Source organism: Serratia sp. SM04 (assembly GCF_040280225.1).
In the GTDB taxonomy this organism is placed as follows: Bacteria; Pseudomonadota; Gammaproteobacteria; order Enterobacterales; family Enterobacteriaceae; genus Serratia; species Serratia sarumanii.
On sequence record NZ_JBEOQT010000007.1, the window covers coordinates 119,412 to 134,299 of the forward strand.

The 14,888-nt window shown below is 61.9% G+C and carries 9 protein-coding genes; 6 read left to right on the plus strand and 3 right to left on the minus strand.

Annotation, left to right across the window (positions count from 1 at the left end; all coding sequences use genetic code 11):
- Positions 1–78: 78 nt before the first annotated feature.
- From asd to glgP, 6 genes are all read left to right on the plus strand, one after another.
- On the plus strand, positions 79–1,182 hold the full coding sequence (gene asd / locus ABTW55_RS12140; protein ID WP_033636337.1) for an aspartate-semialdehyde dehydrogenase: 1,104 nt from the start codon (positions 79–81) through the stop codon (positions 1,180–1,182).
- Between the two features lie 442 nt (positions 1,183–1,624).
- Positions 1,625–3,811: a 1,4-alpha-glucan branching protein GlgB gene (gene glgB, locus ABTW55_RS12145; RefSeq protein WP_060423610.1), complete on the plus strand. Its 2,187-nt coding sequence runs from the start codon at positions 1,625–1,627 to the stop codon at positions 3,809–3,811.
- Positions 3,808–5,790, plus strand: coding sequence for a glycogen debranching protein GlgX (gene glgX / locus ABTW55_RS12150; RefSeq protein WP_049213047.1), 1,983 nt, complete (start codon positions 3,808–3,810; stop codon positions 5,788–5,790). Before glgB ends, glgX begins: the two co-directional genes overlap by 4 nt.
- Before the next feature lie 15 nt (positions 5,791–5,805).
- Positions 5,806–7,083, plus strand: coding sequence for a glucose-1-phosphate adenylyltransferase (gene glgC, locus ABTW55_RS12155; protein WP_033636334.1), 1,278 nt, complete (start codon positions 5,806–5,808; stop codon positions 7,081–7,083).
- A 135-nt stretch (positions 7,084–7,218) separates the two neighbouring features.
- Positions 7,219–8,649 carry a glycogen synthase GlgA gene (gene glgA, locus ABTW55_RS12160; RefSeq protein WP_033636333.1) on the plus strand — a complete coding sequence of 477 codons (1,431 nt, stop codon included), beginning with the start codon at positions 7,219–7,221 and terminating at the stop codon, positions 8,647–8,649.
- A gap of 141 nt (positions 8,650–8,790) precedes the next feature.
- Positions 8,791–11,238, plus strand: a complete 2,448-nt coding sequence (gene glgP / locus ABTW55_RS12165) for a glycogen phosphorylase (protein WP_033636332.1) — start codon at positions 8,791–8,793, stop codon at positions 11,236–11,238.
- Between the two features lie 70 nt (positions 11,239–11,308).
- Here the strand turns inward: glgP and ABTW55_RS12170 are convergent, their stop codons facing one another.
- The 3 genes from ABTW55_RS12170 to ABTW55_RS12180 form a co-directional block, all read right to left on the minus strand.
- A complete protein-coding gene (locus ABTW55_RS12170; RefSeq protein ID WP_047570201.1) occupies positions 11,309–12,649 on the minus strand; it encodes an MFS transporter in 1,341 nt (446 codons plus the stop codon).
- 85 nt (positions 12,650–12,734) lie between these two features.
- Complete coding sequence (locus tag ABTW55_RS12175; protein WP_060423613.1) at positions 12,735–13,922, minus strand: M20 aminoacylase family protein; 1,188 nt, start codon at positions 13,920–13,922, stop codon at positions 12,735–12,737.
- 84 nt (positions 13,923–14,006) lie between these two features.
- Complete coding sequence (locus ABTW55_RS12180) at positions 14,007–14,819, minus strand: phytanoyl-CoA dioxygenase family protein (RefSeq protein ID WP_047570203.1); 813 nt, start codon at positions 14,817–14,819, stop codon at positions 14,007–14,009.
- Positions 14,820–14,888: the final 69 nt, after the last annotated feature.

A 14,888-nucleotide genomic window follows, 5' to 3' on the forward strand; every position in this document is an offset into this window, starting at 1 on the left:
ATTTTGTAAGGTGAGGAGATATTGCACACAACTCGTTATCACCTACATAAGCCCTTATCCGGGCGGGACACAGATATTATGAAAAACGTTGGTTTCATCGGTTGGCGCGGAATGGTCGGCTCGGTTCTCATGCAACGCATGACGGAAGAGCGCGATTTCGACGCCATTCGCCCGGTCTTTTTCTCCACCTCGCAGCACGGTTCCGCCGCGCCGGCCTTCGGCGGCCAGCAGGGCACGCTGCAGGATGCGTATGATATCGACGCGCTGAGCGCGCTCGATATCATTATTACCTGTCAGGGCGGCGATTATACCAACGAAGTGTATCCTAAGCTGCGCGCCAGCGGTTGGCAGGGGTACTGGATCGACGCGGCCTCTTCGCTGCGCATGCAGGACGACGCCATCATCATCCTGGATCCGGTCAACCACGCGGTGATTCAGCAGGGCCTGGACAACGGCATCAAAACCTTCGTCGGTGGCAACTGCACCGTCAGCCTGATGCTGATGTCGCTCGGCGGCCTGTTCGCCAACGATCTGGTGGAGTGGGCGTCGGTCGCCACCTATCAGGCGGCCTCCGGCGGCGGCGCGCGCCACATGCGCGAACTGCTGACCCAGATGGGCATGCTGCATGCCGACGTGGCGAAAGAGCTGCAGGATCCGGCTTCCGCCATTCTGGATATCGAGCGTAAGGTGACCGAGGCCACCCGCAGCGGCAAACTGCCGACCGATAACTTCGGCGTGCCGCTGGCCGGCAGCCTGATCCCGTGGATCGACAAGCAGCTCGACAACGGCCAGAGCCGCGAAGAGTGGAAAGGCCAGGCGGAAACCAACAAGATTCTGAACACCGGCAGCGTGATCCCGGTCGATGGTCTGTGCGTGCGCGTCGGCGCGCTACGCTGCCACAGCCAGGCGTTCACCCTGAAGCTGAAAAAAGACGTGTCGCTGCCGGAAATCGAGCAGATGCTGGCGACGCACAACGACTGGGTGCGCGTGATCCCGAACGACCGTGAGCTGACCATGCGCGAACTGACGCCGGCGGCGGTGACCGGCACGCTGAATACGCCGGTCGGCCGTCTGCGCAAGCTGAATATGGGGCCGGAGTACCTGTCGGCGTTCACCGTGGGCGACCAGCTGCTGTGGGGCGCGGCCGAGCCGCTGCGCCGCATGCTGCGTATTCTGCTGTAAACCCGCACTTCCTGGGGGCTGGCTGCTTTCAGCCCCCTAAAGCCTTATTTTCCACTTTTTTGTTCGCCGCGTCCGCGTCGGGCAACGTCATCGCAAGCCCTGCTTCAATGAGCTGTACCCCGCATATCTCCTCGTCGGCCGCCGCATGCCGGCGCCGCCAGGCTGGCAGTTTTCTTAATGAAGAATTTTCCTGAGCAATGCTGAGCAGTTTTTAACAGACATTGGCTATGCTTAACGCATGGGCGAACAATTTTTCACCATGACTGAAATATTTCAAAAAATAAGCATAAAGAGCGAAATTCAGGTCGGCAGAGTAAAGATTGGTCAATAACCGACCGCAATCACGCTTTGGATACCGAATGCATTGCATGATGACCAAAACGGCCAAGGAATAACCAACAAGCCGTGCTTAGATCATGCTGTTAATCTAAGGAAGAAGACTATGCCTGTACTTCCCGATCGTGACGTGATTGATCAGATCATCTCCGGCCATTACGCCGACCCCTTTGCTCTGCTTGGCATGCATGCGACCGATAACGGTCTGCAGGTGCGCGCGCTGCTGCCGGACGCTGGCGCAGTCTGGCTGGTGGAACAGCAAACCGGCCGGCGTCTGGTGCAGTTGAACTGCGACGATCCGCGCGGCTTCTTCAGTGCCGTGGTGCCGCGGCGCAAAAATCCTTTCCGCTATCAGCTGCAGGTCAGCTGGCGCGATCACCAACAGACCGTCGACGATCCCTATCGGTTCGGCCCGCTGCTGCAGGACATCGACAGCTGGCTATTGGCCGAGGGCACGCACCTGCGCCCCTATGAACGCCTGGGGGCTCACCTCGCCACGTTGGATGACGTCGACGGCGTCAGCTTTGCCGTTTGGGCGCCCAACGCCCAGCGCGTCTCGGTGGTGGGGGAGTTCAACTTCTGGGACGGCCGCCGCCATCCGATGCGTCTGCGGCGTGAAAACGGCATCTGGGAGCTGTTCCTGCCCGGCGTGCGGGCCGGCCAGCTGTACAAATATGAAATCGTCGATTGCTACGGCAATACCCAGCTGAAAGCCGATCCTTACGCCTTCGAGGCGCAGATGCGCCCGGACACCGCCTCGCTGGTGGCGCCGCTGCCGGAGGTGGTGCCGTCGACGCAGGCGCGCCGCCGCGCCAACGATTTTGACCAGCCGATCGCCATCTACGAGGTGCATCTCGGCTCATGGCGCCGCCACACCGACAACCATTTCTGGCTCAGCTACGGCGAGCTGGCGGTGCAGCTTATCGACTATGTGAAGGACATGGGATTCACCCATATCGAGCTGCTGCCGATCAACGAGCACCCGTTCGACGGCAGCTGGGGCTACCAGCCGCTGGGGCTGTATGCGCCGACCCGGCGCTTCGGCACGCCGGCCGATTTCCGGGCGTTCGTGGCGGCGGCGCATGAGGCGGGCATCAACGTGATCCTCGATTGGGTGCCGGGGCATTTCCCGAGCGACGCCTACGGCCTGGCGAATTTTGACGGCACCGCGCTGTACGAATACGCCGATCCGCGCGAAGGCTACCACCAGGACTGGAATACGCTGATCTACAACTACGGCCGCCACGAGGTGCGCAACTACCTGGCGGGCAACGCGCTGTATTGGCTGGAGCGCTTCGGTATCGACGCGCTGCGGGTCGATGCGGTGGCGTCGATGATCTATCGCGACTACAGCCGCGCCGACGGCGAGTGGGTGCCGAATTACTACGGCGGCAACGAGAACCTGGAGGCGATCGCCTTCCTGCGTTATACCAACCAGACTATCGGCCAGGCGCAGCCGGGCGCGGTGACGTTGGCGGAGGAGTCCACCGACTATCCCGGCGTCACCCTGCCGCCGGACGCCAACGGCCTGGGATTCCACTACAAGTGGAACCTCGGCTGGATGCACGACACGCTCAATTACATGAAGTGCGATCCGGTGCACCGCAAGTATCACCACAACCAGATGACCTTCGGCATGCTGTATGCCTACACCGAGAACTTCGTGTTGCCTATCTCGCACGATGAAGTGGTGCACGGCAAAAAATCGATCCTCGACCGCATGCCGGGCGACGCCTGGCAAAAGTTCGCCAACCTGCGCGCCTATTACGGGTTTATGTGGGCGCATCCGGGCAAAAAGCTGCTGTTTATGGGCTGCGAGTTCGCGCAGGGGCGCGAGTGGAATTTCGATACCAGCCTCGATTGGCATTTGCTGGAGGGGCTGGATAACTGGCACAACGGCGTGCAGCGGCTGGTGCGCGATCTGAACCACTGCTACCGGCAGCAGGCGCCGCTGTATGAGCGCGACTACCGCCCGGACGGCTTCGAGTGGCTGGTGGTCGACGATCACGACAACTCGGTGTTCGCGTTCGCGCGCTACGATTCGCAGGGCAATGAGCTGATCGCCATCAGCAACTTTACCCCGGTGCCGCGCTACCGCTACCGCATCGGCCTCTCACGCGCCGGCGACTATCGCGAGATCCTCAATACCGATTCGCACCACTATCACGGCAGCAACGCCGGCAATCAGGGGCGGGTCTCTTCCGAAGCGATCGGTAGCCACGGCCGCGACTTTTCCATCTGCGTGACGCTGCCGCCGCTGGCGACCATTTATCTGCTGCGGGAGGCGCCATGACGGAGCTGACGGCCGGCCTCGCCGCGCCGCTGGGCGCGCATTACGACGGCGAAGGCATCAACTTTACCCTGTACTCGGCGCACGCCGAGCGGGTGGAGCTGTGCCTGTTCGACGGCCAGCAACGCGAAGTGCGCCTGCCGCTGCCGGCGCGCAGCGGCGATATCTGGCATGGCTATTTGCCGAGCGGCAGGCCGGGGCAACGTTACGGTTACCGGGTCTACGGCCCGTTCGACCCGGCGAACGGGCAGCGTTTCAACCCCAACAAGCTGGCGCTCGATCCGGCCGCGCGCGCGGTGGAGGGGCCGGTGGCGGATCACCCGCACCTGCACGGCGGTTACGAACAGCCTGATCCGCACGACAGCGCCGAGCTGATGCCGAAATGCGTGGTGGTGGACGAACAGTACGACTGGCAGGACGATCGCCCGCCCGCCACGCCCTGGGGGCAGACGGTGATTTACGAAGCGCACGTGCGCGGCCTGACGCTGCTGCATCCGAAGATCCCGCCGGCGCTGCGCGGCAGTTTCGCCGCGCTGGGGCACCCGGTGATGATCGCCCACTTCAAACGCCTCGGCATCACCGCGCTGGAACTGTTGCCGGTGCAGCAACATACCTCCGAACCGCGCCTGCAGCGGCTGGGGCTGATCAACTACTGGGGCTATAACGTGCTGGCGCCCTATGCGCCGGACAACCGCTACGCCAGCCTGAGCACCGAGGGCACGCCGTTGAACGAATTTCGCGATGCGGTCAAGGCGCTGCACCAAGCCGGCATCGAGGTGATCCTCGACGTGGTGTTCAACCACAGCGCCGAGCTGGACAGGGACGGGCCGATGCTGTCGCTGAGCGGCATCGACAACCAGAGCTACTACTGGCTGACGCCGGAAGGGGACTACGTTAACGACACCGGCTGCGGCAATACCCTGCGGCTCGATCAGCCGCAGGGCGTGGCCTGGGTGATGGATTGCCTGCGTTTTTGGGTGCGGGAGTGCCACGTCGACGGCTTCCGCTTCGATCTGGGCAGCGTGCTCGGCCGCACGCCGGGGTTCGATCGCGATGCGCCGCTGTTCCAGGCGATGCTGGCGGACGATGTGCTGTCGCGCTGCAAGCTGATCGCCGAACCCTGGGACGTTGGCCCCGGCGGCTATCAGGTGGGGGCCTTCCCCGGCCGCTTCGCCGAATGGAACGACCATTACCGCGACGACATGCGCCGTTTCTGGCTGCAGAGCGGCGTGTCGCTCGGCCAGTTCGCCCGGCGTTTCGCCGCCTCCAGCGATCTGTACAACCAGCGTGGGCGGGCGCCTTACGCCACCGTCAACATGCTGACCGCCCATGACGGTTTTACCCTGCAGGACGTGGTCAGCTTCAACGAGAAACACAACCAGCCGAACGGCGAAGGCAACCGTGACGGCAGCGATCGCAATTTCAGCAACAACCACGGTGTGGAAGGCCTGGTCGCCGACGACGCCATTGTGCAACGCCGCAGGGCCAGCCAGCGGGCGATGCTCGCCACGCTGTTGCTGTCCCAGGGAACGCCGATGCTGCTGGCCGGCGATGAACAGGGACACAGCCAGCAGGGGAACAACAACGCCTATTGTCAGGACAACGCCACCACCTGGCTCGATTGGGCCACGGCGGATGACGCGTTGACCGATTACGTCGCGGCGCTGATCGCGCTGCGCCGCCAGATCCCCGCGTTGCAACAGGATCGCTGGTGGCAGCAGGACGACGGCAGCGTGCAGTGGCTGAACGCGCAAGGCCAGCCGCTCGACGCGCAGCAGTGGGAGCAGGGCGATCTGCTCATGCAGATCCTGCTGTCGCAGCGCTGGCTGCTGCTGGTCAACCCCACGCCGCAAACGGTGGAGATGAGGTTGCCGGAAGGCGATTGGCAGGTTGTCGCCCCGTTCACTCAGGAAGACTCACGGGCGGTGTTACCCGCCTGGCACCAGGCCGCGCGCTCGCTTTGCGTTCTGGTACGGAAATAATAAAAGGAGTCCGCTATGGTTAGGTTTGAAAATAAAGACCCCCTGATGTTGGCGCGCCAGCTGCCGATTAAATCCGTAGCGCTGATCCTGGCCGGCGGCCGCGGCTCGCGCCTGAAAGATTTGACCTCCACCCGCGCCAAGCCCGCCGTCCACTTTGGCGGCAAGTTCCGCATCATCGATTTCGCCCTGTCGAACTGCCTGAACTCCGGCATTCGCCGCATCGGCGTGATCACCCAATACCAGTCGCACACGCTGGTGCAGCACATTCAGCGCGGCTGGTCGTTTCTCAACGAGGAGATGAACGAGTTCGTCGATCTGCTGCCGGCCCAGCAGCGCCTCAGCACCGAGCATTGGTACAAAGGCACCGCCGACGCGGTGTATCAGAACCTGGACATCATTCGCCGCTATGAGGCCGAATACGTGGTGATCCTGGCGGGCGACCATATCTACAAGATGGATTACTCGCGCATGCTGATAGACCACGTCGAGAAGGGCGCCCAGTGCACCGTGGCCTGCCTGCCGGTGCCGCGCAGCGAAGCCGGCGAATTCGGCGTAATGAAAGTGGATGAAAGCGACCGCATCATCGAGTTTCTGGAGAAACCCGCCAACCCGCCGGCGATGCCGGGCAACCCGGATATGTCGCTGGCCAGCATGGGCATCTATATTTTTAATGCCGCCTACCTTTTCCAACTGCTGGAAGAGGATATGTCGACCCCCGGCTCCAGCCACGATTTCGGCAAGGATCTGATCCCGAAAATCACCGCGCAGCAGGCGGCGTGGGCGCATCCGTTTACCTTGTCCTGCGTGACCTCCAACCCCGATCTGCCGCCGTACTGGCGCGATGTGGGCACGCTGGACGCCTACTGGCGCGCCAACCTCGATCTGGCGTCGGTGACGCCGGAGCTGGACATGTACGACCGCGCCTGGCCGATCCGCACCCACATGGAGCCGCTGCCGCCGGCCAAGTTCGTGCAGGATCGCTCCGGCAGCCACGGCATGACCATGAACTCGCTGGTGTCCGGCGGCTGTATCGTCTCGGGCTCGGTGGTGGTGCATTCGGTGCTGTTCCCGCGCGTGCGAGTGAACTCGTTCTGCACCATCGACTCTACCGTATTGTTGCCGGACGTGAACGTCGGCCGTTCCTGCCGCCTGCGGCGCTGCATCATCGACCGCGCCTGCCACATTCCGGAAGGCATGGTGATCGGGGAAAACGCCGATGAGGACAGCAAGCGTTTTTATCGCTCGGAAGGCGGCATCGTGCTGGTGACGCGCGAAATGTTGTCAAAATTGTGAGTTAACGTGGGCGGCAGAACGATAGCCTGCCGCCTGATGAACGGTTCGATGGCTTGCGCAACGCGGCACGCATAACAGCGGCAAGCCTGCTTTATTTCTTATCCAGAGGCCTTCGGCCGACTTTCAGGAGTGATAATGCAGGTCTTACACGTATGTTCTGAAATGTTCCCCCTGCTGAAAACGGGCGGACTCGCAGACGTGGTTGGCGCGCTGCCGGCGGCGCAAATCGCCGAAGGCGCCGATGTTCGGGTGCTATTGCCCGCTTTCCCTGACGTACGCAACGGCATCCCCGACACCTCGCTGGTGGCGGAAATCGACTCGTTCGCCGGCCGGGTCGGCCTGCGTTACGGCACCTACCATGGCGTGGGCATCTATCTCATCGATGCGCCCTGGCTGTATGACCGGCCGGGCAGCCCGTACCACGATCAGTCCATGTACGCCTATCCCGACAACCACCGCCGCTTTGCGCTGCTGGGCTGGATGGCCTGCGAGCTGGCCAAGGGGCTGGATCGCTACTGGCGCCCGCAGCTGGTACATGCCCACGACTGGCACGCCGGCCTGAGCTGCGCCTATCTGGCCGCCAACGGCCACCCGGCGCGCTCGGTGTTTACGGTGCACAACCTGGCCTATCAAGGGCTGTTCTCTGCCCATCACGTGACCGAGCTGTGGCTGCCGGCGTCGTTTTACGATGTTTATGGCCTGGAGTTCTACGGCCAGATGTCGTTCCTCAAGGCCGGGCTGTTTTATGCCGACCACGTGACCGCCGTCAGCCCGACCTATGCGCGCGAGATCACCCGGCCGGAGTTCGGCTACGGCATGGAGGGGCTGCTGCAGGAGCGGCAGCGGCAGGGCAGGCTGAGCGGCATCCTCAACGGGGTGGACGACAACATTTGGGATCCGGCCCGCGACCCGCGGCTGAGCGCCCGCTACGACGCCGACGATCTGAAAAGCAAGGTCAAAAATAAGCTGCATCTGCAAAAGGCCATGGGGCTGAAGGTGGATGAATCGCTGCCGGTGTTCGCGGTGGTGAGCCGATTGACCAGCCAAAAAGGCCTGGATCTGGTGCTGCAGGCACTGCCTGAGCTGCTGGCGCAGGGCGGGCAGCTGGCGCTGCTGGGCGCCGGCGATGCGGTGCTGCAACAGGCGTTTCTGGCCGCCGCCGCCGATTATCCCGAGCAGGTTGGGGTGCAGATCGGCTATCACGAATCCTTCTCCCACCGCATCATCGGCGGCGCCGACGTGATTCTGGTGCCGAGCCGCTTCGAGCCCTGCGGCCTGACGCAGCTCTACGGCCTGAAATACGGCACGCTGCCGCTGGTGCGCCGCACCGGCGGGCTGGCGGACACGGTGGTGGACTGCGCGCTGGAGAACCTGGCCGACGGCACCGCCAGCGGCTTCGTGTTCGACGATTGCGACGCCGTCGCGCTGGGCAACGCCATCCGCCGCGCCATGGTGTTGTGGAGCCGGCCGAAACACTGGCGCCACGTTCAGCGCCACGCCATGAGCGTGGACTTCGGCTGGCCGGTGGCGGCGAAAGAGTATTTATCGCTTTATCAACGTTTGTAGCCCGCGTTTCGCGTCTCGGGTTGACGCGCGGCGGGCAGCCGTTTGGGTTGATTGTCGGGGCGCGGCGTGCCGCGTCCATGTTCAGCGGAGCCCGCTATTCCGCGGCGAATGGCTGGGCTCCCTACAAGGGATTAAAAAGCCATGACTTCACCGTTTAGTTACACCTCACCTACGGTCAGTGTGGAAGCGCTGAAACACTCCATCGCCTATAAGCTGATGTTTATCGTCGGCAAGGATCCGGCCATCGCCAACCGGCACGACTGGCTGAACGCGGTGCTGTTCGCGGTGCGCGATCGCATGGTTGAACGCTGGCTGCGTTCCAACCGCGCCCAGCTGTCTCAAGACGTGCGGCAGGTGTATTACCTGTCGATGGAGTTTCTGATCGGCCGCACCCTGTCGAACGCGCTGCTGTCGATGGGCATCTATCAGGATATCGACAACGCGCTGAACGAAATGGGGTTGAGCCTGGGTGAACTGCTGGAAGAAGAGAACGACCCTGGCCTCGGCAACGGCGGTCTGGGCCGCCTGGCGGCCTGCTTCCTCGATTCGCTGGCGACGCTGGCGCTGCCGGGGCGCGGCTACGGCATTCGCTACGAGTACGGCATGTTCAAGCAGAACATCGTCAACGGCCAACAGATGGAGTCGCCGGACTACTGGCTGGAGTACGGCAATCCGTGGGAGTTTCCGCGCCACAACACCCGCTACAAGGTGCGCTTCGGCGGCCGCGTGCAGCAGGAGGGCGCCAAGGCGCGCTGGCTGGAGACCGAAGAGGTCGTGGCCATCGCCTACGATCAGGTGATCCCCGGTTTCGACACCGACGCCACCAACACCCTGCGGCTGTGGGGCGCGCAGGCCAGTAACGAGATCAACCTCGGCAAGTTCAACCAGGGCGATTATTTCGCCGCGGTGGAGGATAAAAACCACTCGGAGAACGTGTCGCGCGTGCTGTATCCGGACGACTCGACCTCCTCCGGGCGCGAGCTGCGGCTGCGGCAGGAGTATTTCCTGGTGTCGGCGACGGTGCAGGACATCCTCAATCGCCATTGGCTGATGCACAAAACCTTCGACAACCTGGCGGACAAGATCGCCATTCACCTCAACGACACTCACCCGGTCTTGTCGATTCCCGAGCTGATGCACCGGCTGATCGACGAGCACAAATTCAAGTGGCTCGACGCCTGGGAAGTGGTGGAGCAGGTATTTTCTTACACCAACCACACGCTGATGAGCGAGGCGCTGGAGACCTGGCCGCTGGACATGATTGGCCGCATCTTGCCGCGCCATCTGCAGCTGATTTTCGAAATCAACGATCACTTCCTCAAGATGGTGCAGGAAGTGGCGCCGGGCGACAACGACCTGCTGGCGCGGGTCTCGATCATCGACGAAACCAATGGCCGCCGGGTGCGCATGGCGTGGCTGGCGGTGGTGGCCAGCCACAAGGTCAACGGCGTTTCCGCCCTGCATTCCGAACTGATGGTGCAGTCGCTGTTCGCCGACTTCGCCCGGCTGTTCCCCAATCGTTTCTGCAACAAAACCAACGGGGTGACGCCGCGCCGTTGGCTGGCGCTGGCCAACCCGCCGCTGGCGGCGGTGTTGGACGACTGCATCGGCCAAACCTGGCGCACCGATCTCAGCCAGCTGAGCGAGATCAAAGCCAACGTCGATTACCCGAGTTTCCTGCAGGCGGTGCAGCGCGCCAAGCGGCAGAACAAGGAGCGGCTGGCGCTGTACATCGCCAAAACGCTCAACGTGGTGGTCAACCCGGATGCGCTGTTCGACGTGCAGATCAAGCGCATCCACGAGTACAAACGGCAGCTGCTCAACGTGCTGCACGTCATCACGCTGTATAACCGTCTGCTGGACGATCCGGAGATCGAGCGCGTGCCGCGGGTGGTGATCTTCGCCGGCAAGGCGGCGTCGGCCTACTATGCCGCCAAACAGATCATCCGCTTGATCAACGACGTGGCCAAAGTGATCAACAACGATCCGCGCGTGCATACCCAGCTGAAGGTGGTGTTCATTCCGAACTACGGCGTCAGCCTGGCGCAGATCATTATCCCGGCGGCGGATCTGTCCGAACAGATCTCGCTGGCGGGCACCGAGGCCTCGGGCACCAGCAACATGAAGTTCGCGCTGAACGGCGCGCTGACCATCGGTACGCTGGACGGCGCCAACGTCGAGATGCGCGAGCACGTGGGGGAGGAGAATATCTTTATCTTCGGCAATACCGCCGAGCAGGTGGAGGAACTGCGCCGCAACGGTTACAACCCGCGCCAGTACTATGAGCAAGACCCGGAGCTGCATCAGGCGCTGACGCAGATCGCCACCGGCGTGTTCAGCCCGGAAGAGCCGAAACGCTATGGCAATTTGTTCGACTCGCTGGTCAACCTCGGCGATCACTATCAGCTGTTGGCGGATTACCGCAGCTACGTGGACACGCAGGACAAGGTGGACGAGGTGTATCTCAATCAGGACGAGTGGACGCGGCGCGCGGTGCTGAATATCGCCAACATGGGCTACTTCTCCTCCGATCGCACCATTCAGGAATATGCGGATGAAATCTGGCACATTCAGCCGGTGAAGCTGTGATGCTTTATTGATGTCACCCGTTTGGCAAACGCGCCCGATAAATTCTATCGGGCGCGTTTTTATTTTGGCGCTAATTCTCACTCGTGATGCGATCGATATCTTCGCCGGTACGATCGCGTATCCACAGCAGCGCCAGCGTGGACAGGGCGACCGTCGCCATCATGTACCAGGCTGGTGCGAGGGGCTGCCCGGTCACCTGCAGTAACCAGGTCACGAAGAACTGCGCGAATCCACCAAATACCGAAACGCCAATGCCGTAAGCTGCCGCCATGCCGGTGGTACGGATCGATTTGGGAAACATCTCCGGCAGCATGGTAATGCCTGGCACCGTTTGCAGGGTTAACAACATGGATAACAGGCCGATGATCAGCAGTAGGTTGAAAAGGCTGGGCGCGGCGTTCAGCCACTGGAAGCTGGGGACAATCGCCACCAGCGTCAGCAGCCGCGAGTAAAAGATCACCCGTTTGCGCCCATAGCGATCCGCCAGCCAGCCGACCGGTGGCGAGAGCAGAAAACAGGTGATGCCCACGACGACGCTGGCCAGCAGGCTGGAGGTGGTGGGCAGACCCAGCACCCGGGCGGCATAGGCCGGCATATAAAAAGCGATGATTTGGGTCGAGACCATCGCGCCCAGCATCAGCAGTACGCTTTTAACCAACGTCAGTTTGTGTTGTCCGAACAGTTCGCGCAGCGGGCTGCGGCAGGCGGCATGCTGTTTGGCCTGTTGGGTGGGCAAGCCAATGATGAGGGTATCTTCCAGATGACGCCGTATATACCATCCTACCGGTGCGGTGAGCATGCCGATGAAAAACGGCACCCGCCATCCCCAATCGCTCATCGCCTGTTGATCCAGGCCGGCCACCAGCGCGGCGACCATGACGGCGCCAAGAAAAATGCCTAGCGATTGGCTGCCGAACTGCCAACTGGCGTAAAACCCTCTTTGCGCAGGCGGCGCATGCTCTACCAGTAAGGTGGTGGCCGCACCCACTTCACCGCCGGCGGCAAAGCCCTGTATCAAACGCGCCAGCACAATGATTAAAGGCGCCATCATGCCGATTTGTTTATACGTTGGCGCCAGAGCCATCATGGCGCAACCCAATCCCATGAGAAACAGGGTCAGCGCCATCGCCGAGCGTCGCCCGAAGCGGTCGGAATAAGAGCCGATTAGAAGCGCGCCAATCGGCCGCATAAGGAAACCGACGCCGAACGTGCCCGTGGTCAACAACAACTGTCCATAGGCTGAAGCGGCGGGGAAAAACAGCGGGCCGATAAACAACATCAGAAAACTGAATACCGTGAAGTCGAAAAACTCCAGGGCGTTGCCAATTGTGGTACCGGTGATGACACGCCGGCGTGAAGCGTACAGGTTCGCCCCCGCACTCGGTGCGGAGAGGGTGGAAGTGGCGGTCATGACGTTCTCCTTGCAGACAAGGGAGGCTCAGGGTGAGCTGCCGGGCAGAATGTGCCCGGCCTGAATGAACGGTGCAGGCGATGAATCAGTCGGCGGGTTTGAGGTACGTGCTCACCAGCTTCACCCAATAACTGGCCCCATAGGGCAGCGCCGCGTCATTGAAGTCATAGCCGGGGTTGTGCAACGGACAACCGCCTTCCGTCCCTTGGCCGTTGCCCATGATCAGATAGCTGCCGGGGCAGGCCTTCAGCATGAAAGAGAAATCCTCGCTGCAGGTCATCGGCTGCATGTCGGGAACCACGCCATCCTCCCCGAGCCATGAGAGCGCCACCGAGCGAGCCAGATCGGTTTCTTCAGGGTGGTTGTAGAGCACCGGATAGGCATTGGCATCGACGGTGACTTCGGCCGTTGTGCCAAAGGCTGCTGCTTGGGCATGCGCCAGGGCTTCAATGCGTTGCAACAACAGGCGGCGCGTGGCTTCCTTCAGCGCTCTGACGGTGATCGCCAGTTCTACGCAGGTTGGCACTACCGTAGAACTGCCGCCGCCATGAATTGACCCTATTCCGACGACACCCATGTCCAACGGCGGCAGATTGCGCGCGACGACGGTTTGCAATGCCATGACCAGAGAGGCGGCGGCGACGACCGGATCGGCCGTTTCGTGAGGCATGGCGCCGTGGCCGCCCCGGCCGTTGATGCGGATCGTCACCGTATCGGCCGAGGCCATAAAGGCCCCAGGCAGGAAGCCGAAGCAGCCTACCGGCAATCCGGGCCAATTGTGCAGGGCGAATACCGCATCGCAGGGGAAGCGTTGGAACAGGCCATCTTCGACCATTCTCTTCGCTCCCAGGAATCCTTCCTCGGCGGGTTGAAAGATAAGACGCACGGTGCCGTCGAAATCGATGCTTTGAGCCAGACATTGGCCAGCTGCCAAGAGCATCGCGGTATGACCGTCGTGGCCGCAGGCATGCATTTTGCCACTGTGGCGGCTGGCGTAAGGCAGGCCGCTGGTTTCGACGATCGGTAACGCGTCCATATCGGCTCGCAGGCCAATAATACGCAGGCTTTGTCCTTTGCGCAGCGACGCGACGACGCCGGTTCCCGCCAGGCCGTGATGGACGTCATAACCCCAATCGCGCAGCTTGTCCGCGACCAAACGACTGGTGTCGAACTCTTCTTCGCTCAATTCAGGATGGGCGTGCAGGTGCTGGCGCAACGCCACCATGGGCGGCATCAGCTCGTGTACTTCGGGCAGGATGGTGTGAAACGACATAACTCTCTCCTCAGCAGCGATGTTTGGCCTGATCGTCGGCTGAGACGCTGTCAGGCTCTTTTTTATTGTGCAGGTGGGACGCGCTTAGGTTTCAGGCCAGATCTGAGGGAACCAATCCGGACGCAGGCGCTGGCCAGGTTGCATACCATGGTAGGGATAGGGCGGTGATGTTTTCCCCGGGCGTTCGGCATAGCGCACATCTTCGCCTAACCAGCGCAGTGACAGCACGCGCCGCCGGGATGTGCTCAGGTTACCCCGCGCGCCGTGTACGGTGCGGAAGTCGAACAGCACTGCATCGCCAGGCTCCATTTCCCACTCTAAAACCGACATATCGGGTTCGATATCCGGGTTGGGCACCGGCCGATAACGGCTGACATCCTCGTAAAAGTTACCGTCGTCCTTCCAACGCAGCGGCAATACCCATTGCGGCCATTGGTGGGAACCGGCAATCAGGCGCAGGGTTGCCTCACGCACGGGGTCAACCGGGATCCACAGACTGACGGTCTGTTCGCCATCGAGAAAATAATAGGGGATGTCCTGATGCCAGGGGGTCGGTTTCTGCGTGCCGGGTTCCTTGACCAGCACATGGTCGTGAAAGAATTGCGCGCTGGGAGATTGCATGACCGCCGCCGCGATGCCGGCTGCAGGCGATTCGCGAACGACGGCGGCAAATTCGGGAATGCGTTCCCAGTTGCAGTAGTCATCGAAGAAACCGCCCGGTTCACCGGTAGCGACGACGTTAGTGGCGTATGGCCCCGGCTCACGCTGATTGCGCGCTATGCCCTCGGCGATAGGTTCGATCCAATCTTTGAACGCACCACGCAGGCAAATAGCGCCATCGCGTTGGAAAGCAGCGATATCGTCCTTTGAGACCAAAGAGGTGACTGACTGGTTCATAGTGGCTCCTTTGTGACGGCCGCCATGATCTCGGCGACCACCATTGGACTATTCGTCAGAGCCCTCCAA